The sequence below is a fragment of the Stenotrophomonas sp. 22692 genome (assembly GCF_052045015.1).
In the GTDB taxonomy this organism is placed as follows: Bacteria; Pseudomonadota; Gammaproteobacteria; order Xanthomonadales; family Xanthomonadaceae; genus Stenotrophomonas; species Stenotrophomonas geniculata.
This window is the reverse complement of record NZ_JBQEMR010000048.1, coordinates 18,093-26,036: the sequence shown is the minus strand read 5'-3', so window position 1 is coordinate 26,036 and position 7,944 is coordinate 18,093. Positions and strand designations below refer to the sequence as shown.

The window sequence follows — 7,944 nt, the reverse complement described above, 5'->3', positions numbered from 1 at the left end:
CCCCCCCCCCCCCCCCCCCCCCCCCCCCCCCCCCCCCCCCCCCCCCGCTACCGGTTAACGCGGCCCGTCCAGTAGATCCCGCACCCGGTAGCTGCCCGGGGCCCGGCCCTGCAGCTGGCGGGCGGCGAACAGGGCGCCGCGGGCGAAGATGTCGCGGTTGGTGGCCCGGTGCACCAGTTCGATGCGCTCGCCCGGCCCAGTGAATTGCACCAGGTGCTCACCCACGATGTCACCGGCACGCAGGCTGGCGTAGTGCGGCTCCGCCCCGCCCCGCTGCGCGGCCGCGCCCAGGGTCAGCGCGGTGCCCGATGGCGCGTCCTTCTTCTGGGTGTGGTGCGATTCGACGATGTCGCAGTCCCAGCCAGCCAGCGCCTGCGCCGCGCGCTCTACCAACTCGTCCAGCACCGCCACGCCCAGGCTGAAGTTGGAGGCCCAGACCAGCGGGATCTTCGCAGCCGCCGCGTCCAGCGCCTGGCGCTGCGTGCTGGAGATGCCGGTGGTGCCCGACACCAGCCCGGCACCCCGCTCCACGCACAACGCCAGCATCGGGTCGAAACCCTCCGGCAGGCTGAAGTCGATCGCCACGTCGAACACCGGCGCGCCGGGCAGTTCGCTGGCACCGAAGAACGGCACGCCGTCGACCACGCGCTGCGCCGGCGCACGGCCGGTCACTGCAGCCACGATCTGCAGGGTTTCGGGATGTTCGGCGGCCAGCCGCAGCAGGGCCTGGCCCATGCGCCCGGAGGCGCCGTGAATGAGCAATCGCAGGGGAGTCTGGTTCATGCCTGCAGGCTAGCGGCAGCACGCCCGCTCCGGCAAGCGCCATCGCTGCTACGCTGCATGCCCTTTCATGCAATGGATGGCAGCTCCCTCATGCAGATCAGCGAACAGCTGGTGCTGGTCACCGGTGGCGGACGCGGACTTGGCCAGCACATCGCCCGTGCTTTCGCTGCACAGGGTGCGCGCGTCATCGTCAACTACCACCACAGCGAAGGCACCGCTCGGGCGCTGGCCGCCGAGCTGGGCGGACAGGCGATCGCACTGCCGGCCGACGTCACTGATCGCCGCCAGGTCGGTGCGATGCTGCAGCACGCCCTGGCCCACTTCGGCCAGGGCGTCACCACGGTGGTCAACAACGCACTCGCAGCGTTCTCGTTCAATGGTGATGCCCGCGACAGTGCCGCCACCATCGGTTGGCCCGCCTTCCAGGCACAGTTCGAGGGCAGCGTGCGCGGCGCGCTGAACACCGTGCAGGCCGCCCTGCCCGGCATGCAGGCCCGCCGCTTCGGCCGCGTGATCAACATCGGCACCAACCTGTTCCAGAACCCGGTGGTGCCCTACCACGACTACACCGCCGCCAAGGCCGCACTGCTGTCGCTGACCCGCACCCTGGCCGGCGACCTCGGCCCGCATGGCATCACGGTAAACATGCTGTCCGGCGGCCTGCTGCGCACCACCGATGCCAGTGCCGCTACGCCTGAAGCGGTGTTCGACTACATCGCCGCCAACACGCCACTGCGCAGCGTCACCACACCGGCCGAGTTCGCCGATGCCGCGCTGTTCTTCGCCAGCCCGTGGTCGCGTGCGGTGACCGGCCAGAACCTGGTGGTCGATGGCGGGCTGGTGCGGAACTGAGCCGATGCGCATCTCCGAAGTCAGCCGCCTGACCGGTGCCAGCGCCAAGGCCATCCGACTATACGAGGCGCGTGGCCTGTTGCCGCCGGTGCCACGACTGAACCGCTATCGCGACTACAGCGAACAGGACGTGGCCTGGGTGCAGCTGATCCGCCAGGCACTGGCGCTGGGTATCACCCTGGCGGCGATCTCGCGCCTGCAGGGCCGCGACGGGCGGCTCGACTGGCCTGCGGTGCTGGCCTTGCTGGAACAGCAGCGCACACGCATAGCCAGCGAACGGGCGCGGCTGGCGCAGGTCGAGCTCGCCCTGCAGCAGGTCAGCGACGAACTGCAGCAGTGGCTGCACTCCGGCAGCGGCGACTGCATCCTGGATCCCAGCGGCTGCACCACCCCGGTTTGACTCTGCCCCTGGGGCAGACCCCAACCTCGCGCACTTTCCATTGCCCGAGGTTGCCGTGTCCCGTTCCGTCCTGATCCTGCTCGGCCATCCTGACCGTGACAGCCTGTGTGGTGCCCTCGCCCAACGCTATGCCACGGCCGCGGAGAATGCCGGCCACCGGGTGCGCCTGATCGCACTGGGCGACCTTGAATTCGACCCGGTGCTGCGCCACGGCTACCGCCAGATCCAGCCACTTGAAGCCGATCTGCAGGACGCCGCCGAGGCGATCGAAGCCTGCGATCATCTGGTGCTGGTCTACCCCACCTGGTGGGGTGCAATGCCGGCCCTGCTGAAGGGCTTCTTCGATCGCGTGCTGCTGCCGGGGTACGCCTTCCGCTACCGGCGCGATTCGGTGTGGTGGGACCGGCTGCTGGCCGGACGCAGCGCACGGGTGATCACCACCCTGGACACGCCGCCCTGGTATTACCGCTGGATCTACCGCGACCCGGGCATCAGCCAGATCCGCGCCACCATCCTGCAGTTCTGCGGCATCCGCCCGGTGCGGGTCAGCCGCGTGGGCGCGGTACGCAGCAGCTCGCCGGAGCAACGCAATCGGTGGCTGGCGCTGGCAGCAGAGCTGGGCTCACGCGCCCGGTAGATCCACGCCATGCGTGGATGAAATGCTGGCCAGTGTTCCGGATGTCGCGTTTGCCAATTGACCGTCAGGCGCTGCGCCTCAAGGCTGTGGCCCGTCTTCCGGCCCAGGCAGAACCCATGAAATCCTCGACCGTCTTCAGCAAGTGCGCCAGGAAGACCGGCTTTGCCGGAACGTCTACGACCCGCTACCGCTTGCTGGATGCCGCCCTGCTTGTCGTGAATCACCAACGCGCCAACGAAAACCGGGGCTTCTATGTGAATGCTGGACTCTACTTTCCAGAGCTGCTCGAGTATCCGCTCGCGCCTGACGATCTTGAAACGGCCTTCAGGTACCGCTCCAGCATTCCCACGCCCCATGTCGACTGGCGGATCGAAGAGACGCCAGGCCTGCGCCGGACCTTCATCCAGCAGGATCTTGAAGATCTGCTGCAGGCCGGCAACCGCGACGCGCTGAAAGGCCTGCTGCTCTTTGCCCTTGCCGACGTGGCCGGCTTCGCGGCCAGCCATGGAAACCGGGAATCGGTGCGGCGATTGAATCAGGATGGTCGCTTCCGGGCGATCATCCGCAAAGAGGTCTAGTAGATCCACGCCATGCGTGGAATGAACCCCGCAAGCGTGCGAACCAGGGTTCGCACCCACCAGCGCAGGAAAAGCAGCGTCAGTGCTGCTTCGGTGGAGTTGGCCCGCAGCTGTCACAACCACCACAGGCACCACCACCTCCAGTCGCCGGCGGCGCGATCTTCCGCCCCAGCGCCTGCATCCAGCCGGGGCGACCCGGCTTCAGCAGGGCCAGCGCCAAGGCCCCGCGCAGCGTGCGCACGGTGCCCGGGAACTGCTTCTTCAGCACCACCCAGGCACTGACCAGCACGGCCACCGCGATGATCAGGTACTGGATCAGCAGGCCGGTATCCATCAGCCGCCTCCCAGCGCCTTGGTCACCTGGTAGGTGATCAGCGCAGCCACATAGGCCGCGGCGAACAGGTAGAACGCGGCGAAGCCCATCTGCTTCCACGAATTGGTCTCACGCTTGATGGTGGCCAGCGTCGAGATGCACATCGGGGCGTAGATGTACCAGACCAGCAGCGACAGCGCGGTCGCCAGCGACCAGCCGTCGCTGATCAGTGGGGTCAGCGCCTGGCTGGCGGCATCCTCATCGGCCGCGGACAGCGCGTAGACCGTGGCCAGCGACGATACCGCCACTTCGCGCGCGGCCAGGCCCGGGATCAGTGCGATGCAGATCTGCCAGTTGAAGCCCAGCGGTGCGAAGAACACCGCCATCGCATGGCCGATCTGGCCGGCGTAGCTATAGTCGATGGCCGGCATCGTCGCGCCCGCCGGCGCCGCTGGGAACGACAGCAGCACCCACAGCAGGATGGTCAGCGCCAGGATGATGCCACCGACGCGCTTGAGGAAGATCATGCCACGCTCGTACAGGCCCACGGCCAAGTCGCGCGCATGCGGCAGGCGGTAAGACGGCAGCTCCAGCATCAGCGGATGCTCACTCTTGTCGCGACGCCACTTCTTCATGATCCACGACATCGCCAGCGCGCTGAGGATACCGGCGGCGTACAGGCCGAACAGGACCAGCCCCTGCTGGTTGAACACGCCCCACACCGTCTTCTGCGGAATGAACGCACCAATCAGCAGCGCGTACACCGGCAAGCGTGCGGAACAGGTCATCAACGGCGCCACCAGGATCGTGGCCAGGCGGTCACGTGGGTCCTGGATGCTGCGCGTGGACATGATGCCCGGCACTGCGCAGGCAAAGCTGGACAGCAGCGGGATGAACGAGCGGCCGGACAACCCGGCGGCGGCCATCATGCGGTCGAGCAGGAACGCAGCGCGCGGCAGGTAACCGGACTCCTCCAGCACGAGGATGAAGAAGAACAGGATCAGGATCTGCGGCAGGAACACCACCACGCCACCGACACCGGCGATGATGCCGTCGGTCAGCAGGCTGGCCAGCGGACCTTCCGGCAGCACGCTGCCGACAAACTCGCCCAGCCAGGCAAAGCCGGCTTCGATGCCGTCCATCAACGGCGTCGCCCAGGCGTACACCGCCTGGAAGATCAGGAACATCACCACCGCCAGGCTGACCAGGCCGAACACGGGGTGCAGCAGCCAGCGGTCCAGCGCGTCATCGATCTTCGCGGTCCGCGCCGGCATGCGCACGGCCACCGACAGGATCTCGCGCACCTTGGCGTGGTAGTCGATGCCACCTTCCGGGCCCGGCACCGGCGCATCCAGGTGCGGCACCATCGCATCGAGGCGTTCGACCAGGGCCTTGGCGCCCTGCTTGCGCACCGCCACGGTTTCCACTACCGGGACGCCCAGCTCGCGCTCCAGCGCGGCCACATCCACCTGGATGCCACGGCGCTGGGCCGCATCAACCATGTTCAGCGCCACCACCATCGGCTTGCCCAGCTCGCGCAGTTCCAGCGCGAAACGCAGGTGCAGGCGCAGGTTGGTGGCGTCGATCACGCACAGCAGCACATCCGGCGCGGCTTCGCCCGGATAGAAGCCCCGGCACAGGTCGCGGGTGATTGCCTCGTCCAGGCTGGCCGGATGCAGGCTGTAGGCCCCCGGAAGGTCGAGTACCGCGAACTCGCGGCCGGACGGCGCACGCAGGCGGCCTTCCTTGCGCTCGACGGTGACGCCGGTGTAGTTGGCAACCTTCTGCCGGCTGCCGGTCAGCTGGTTGAACAGAGCGGTCTTGCCGCTGTTGGGGTTACCGACCAGCGCAACGCGCAGGGGGGCGGTAGTGGCAGTAGCAGTCATGCGCGTCGTTCCTGGCTGGCGGCGTCGACCACGACCCGCTTGGCTTCACTGATCCGCAGCGCGAAACGGGTGAACCCGACCTGCACCAGCAGCGGCTCTCCCCCCACCGGGCCCTTGGCCACCAGGCGTACTTCCTCGCCCTTCACGAAACCCAGCTCGCGCAGGCGACGGGCGATGGCATCGTTGGCATGCAGGTCCTGCACGGACTCGACCACGGCCGAGGTGTGCAGCGGCAGTTCGGACAGCGTCATCTAGCGTGTTCTCTGCTGGATGTAAATGGTTCTCGATTCTAACATTCCCGCGTCGCGTCATGGCCCATGACCAATGGCCCGCTATGATCCATACAGGTATGGAGTGACTCTGGAATCCCATGAACGATGCTTTGCAGATCGAGCGCAGCGGCGCCGCCCTCACCCTCTGGCTGAACCGGCCGGAGCTGCATAACGCCTTTGACGCCAGCCTGATCGCCCGGCTGACCGCCGCACTGGAGGCCGCCGGCCGCGATGATTCGGTCCGGGCCGTGGTGATGGCCGGCCACGGCACCTCCTTCTCGGCTGGTGCGGACATGCAGTGGATGCGCGGCATGGCGGCGGCCAGCGAGGCCGACAACCGCGAGGACTCGCTGGCGCTGGCACGGCTGATGCGCACCCTGGACGAGCTGCCCAAGCCGACCCTGGCCCGGGTCCACGGCGCGGCCTTCGGCGGTGGCGTCGGCCTGGTCGCCTGCTGCGACATCGCCATCGCCAGCACCTCGGCCCGCTTCGGCCTGACCGAAAGCCGCCTCGGCCTGCTGCCGGCGGTGATCTCGCCCTATGTGATCGAGGCCATCGGCCCCCGCCAGGCTCGCCGCTGGTTCGCCACCGGCGAGCATTTCGACGCCGACACCGCGCTGCGCATCGGCCTGGTCCACCAACTGGTCGAGCCTGAACGCCTGGACGAGGCCGTGCAACGCCAGCTGGCCCTGCTCGACAAGGCCGGCCCGATCGCCTCGTCCACCGCCAAGCAGCTGGTGCGCCAGGTCCGCGACAGCCATGACCGCGACACCCTGGATCGCGATAATGCCGCCCTGATCGCGCGCCTGCGGGTGTCCGCCGAAGGCCAGGAAGGCCTGGGCGCCTTCCTCGACAAGCGCGCCCCCCACTGGGTCACGGAAGCCTGAACATGCTCGATCATCTTGGTTTGACCAGCGCCGACCTGGCGCGCAGCAAGGCCTTCTTCCTGCAGGCACTGGCGCCGTTGCAGATCGGCGTGGTGATGGAAGTGACCGCCGAACAGACCGGCGCCCACGACCACATCGGCTTCGGCAACGACGGCAAGCCGTTCTTCTGGCTTGGCAATGGCGGCACTGCCAGCCACGGCGTGCACGTGGCTTTTGCCTGCGCCAGCCGCGCTCAGGTGGACGCCTTCCATGCCGCCGCGCTCGCCGCCGGTGGCCGCGACAATGGCGCCCCGGGCCTGCGCCCCTGGTACCACCCGGATTACTACGGCGCCTTCGTGCTCGACCCCGACGGCAACAACATCGAGGCGGTCTGCCACCGCCCTGCCAACGGGGCAACCGCATGAGCGACTACGTCCGCATCGTCGAGGTCGGCCCGCGTGACGGCCTGCAGAACGAAAAGCAGTCGGTGTCCACCGCCGACAAGATCGAACTGATCAACCGCCTGTCGGCCACCGGCCTGCGCAGCATCGAGGCAACCAGCTTCGTCAGCCCGAAGTGGATCCCACAGCTGGCCGACGCCGCCGAGGTCTATGCCGGCATCCAGCGCCGGCCGGGCATCCACTACCCGGTACTGGTGCCGAACGAACAGGGCTACGACCGCGCCCGTGCGGTGGGCGTGGAGGAAGTAGCGGTGTTTACCGCTGCCTCCGAAGCGTTCAACCGCACCAACACCAATGCCGGCATCGACGAATCGCTCGCCCGGTTCGAGCCGATCCTGCGCCGCGCCGCCGCCGATGGCGTGCGCGTGCGCGGCTACGTCTCCACCGTGCTCGGCTGCCCCTACCAGGGCGAGGTGCCGCTGGCCGACGTGGTGCGGGTGGCGCGCGCCCTGCACCAGATGGGCTGTTACGAAATCTCACTGGGCGACACCATCGGCGTCGGCACCCCGCGCAAGGCACGGGCGATGCTGCAGGCGGTCGCCGCCGAGATCCCGATGGCGGCGCTGGCCGTGCATTTCCACGACACCTACGGCCAGGCCATCGCCAACATCGCCACCTGCCTGGAAGAAGGCGTGCGCGTGATCGACAGCGCGGTATCGGGGGCCGGTGGCTGCCCGTATGCGAAGGGCGCCAGCGGCAACGTCGCCAGCGAGGACGTGGTCTACCTGCTGCAGGGGCTCGGCCTGGACAGCGGCGTGGACCTGCCGGCCCTGGCCGAGACCGGCCGCTGGCTGGCCGGCCTGCTCGGCCGCGCCACCGCCAGCCGCACCGGCCAGGCGCTGGCCGCCGCCGGTTGATGGTGGCACTGGGTGGGTCCCTCCCGGGGGAGGAGGGGA

11 protein-coding genes are annotated in these 7,944 nt (G+C 68.4%); 7 read left to right on the top strand and 4 right to left on the bottom strand.

Going from position 1 to position 7,944, the window contains the following annotated elements; genetic code table 11:
* Positions 1–54: 54 nt before the first annotated feature.
* Positions 55–783, bottom strand: coding sequence for a 4-hydroxy-tetrahydrodipicolinate reductase (gene dapB, locus ACTJJM_RS19480; RefSeq protein WP_440865897.1), 729 nt, complete (start codon positions 781–783; stop codon positions 55–57).
* 90 nt (positions 784–873) lie between these two features.
* Between dapB and ACTJJM_RS19475 the strand changes: the two genes are divergently transcribed.
* The 4 genes from ACTJJM_RS19475 to ACTJJM_RS19460 all read left to right on the top strand — a co-directional run bounded on the left by ACTJJM_RS19475 (position 874) and on the right by ACTJJM_RS19460 (position 3,250).
* Positions 874–1,635, top strand: coding sequence for a 3-oxoacyl-ACP reductase (locus tag ACTJJM_RS19475; RefSeq protein WP_425603572.1), 762 nt, complete (start codon positions 874–876; stop codon positions 1,633–1,635).
* Between the two features lie 4 nt (positions 1,636–1,639).
* The gene (locus ACTJJM_RS19470; protein ID WP_010482527.1) at positions 1,640–2,035 is read left to right on the top strand and encodes a MerR family transcriptional regulator; all 396 of its coding nucleotides are present in this window, start codon (positions 1,640–1,642) and stop codon (positions 2,033–2,035) included.
* A 55-nt stretch (positions 2,036–2,090) separates the two neighbouring features.
* Positions 2,091–2,672 (top strand): NAD(P)H-dependent oxidoreductase, encoded by a 582-nt coding sequence (locus tag ACTJJM_RS19465; protein ID WP_049453514.1) that lies wholly within the window; start codon positions 2,091–2,093, stop codon positions 2,670–2,672.
* Positions 2,673–2,788: 116 nt separating this feature from the next.
* Positions 2,789–3,250 carry a DUF4304 domain-containing protein gene (locus ACTJJM_RS19460; protein ID WP_010482529.1) on the top strand — a complete coding sequence of 154 codons (462 nt, stop codon included), beginning with the start codon at positions 2,789–2,791 and terminating at the stop codon, positions 3,248–3,250.
* 79 nt (positions 3,251–3,329) lie between these two features.
* On the opposite strand, the gene ACTJJM_RS19455 is transcribed toward ACTJJM_RS19460, so the two are convergent.
* Genes ACTJJM_RS19455 through ACTJJM_RS19445 form a run of 3 tightly spaced genes read right to left on the bottom strand, consistent with a single transcriptional unit; the run spans position 3,330 to position 5,700 of the window.
* Entirely contained in the window at positions 3,330–3,584 is a 255-nt protein-coding gene (locus ACTJJM_RS19455; RefSeq protein ID WP_010482530.1) for a DUF6587 family protein, read from the bottom strand.
* The gene (gene feoB, locus ACTJJM_RS19450; RefSeq protein ID WP_440865896.1) at positions 3,584–5,449 is read right to left on the bottom strand and encodes a ferrous iron transporter B; all 1,866 of its coding nucleotides are present in this window, start codon (positions 5,447–5,449) and stop codon (positions 3,584–3,586) included. Before feoB ends, ACTJJM_RS19455 begins: the two co-directional genes overlap by 1 nt.
* Complete coding sequence (locus ACTJJM_RS19445; protein ID WP_005409473.1) at positions 5,446–5,700, bottom strand: FeoA family protein; 255 nt, start codon at positions 5,698–5,700, stop codon at positions 5,446–5,448. Before ACTJJM_RS19445 ends, feoB begins: the two co-directional genes overlap by 4 nt.
* 119 nt (positions 5,701–5,819) lie before the next feature.
* On the opposite strand from ACTJJM_RS19445, the gene ACTJJM_RS19440 reads away from it, so the two are divergent.
* The 3 genes from ACTJJM_RS19440 to ACTJJM_RS19430 are packed head-to-tail and all read left to right on the top strand — an operon-like array spanning position 5,820 to position 7,905.
* Positions 5,820–6,608, top strand: coding sequence for an enoyl-CoA hydratase/isomerase family protein (locus ACTJJM_RS19440; RefSeq protein WP_010482535.1), 789 nt, complete (start codon positions 5,820–5,822; stop codon positions 6,606–6,608).
* A gap of 2 nt (positions 6,609–6,610) precedes the next feature.
* Entirely contained in the window at positions 6,611–7,012 is a 402-nt protein-coding gene (locus ACTJJM_RS19435; RefSeq protein WP_019336249.1) for a VOC family protein, read from the top strand.
* The gene (locus ACTJJM_RS19430; protein WP_049453505.1) at positions 7,009–7,905 is read left to right on the top strand and encodes a hydroxymethylglutaryl-CoA lyase; all 897 of its coding nucleotides are present in this window, start codon (positions 7,009–7,011) and stop codon (positions 7,903–7,905) included. Before ACTJJM_RS19435 ends, ACTJJM_RS19430 begins: the two co-directional genes overlap by 4 nt.
* Positions 7,906–7,944 lie beyond the last annotated feature (39 nt).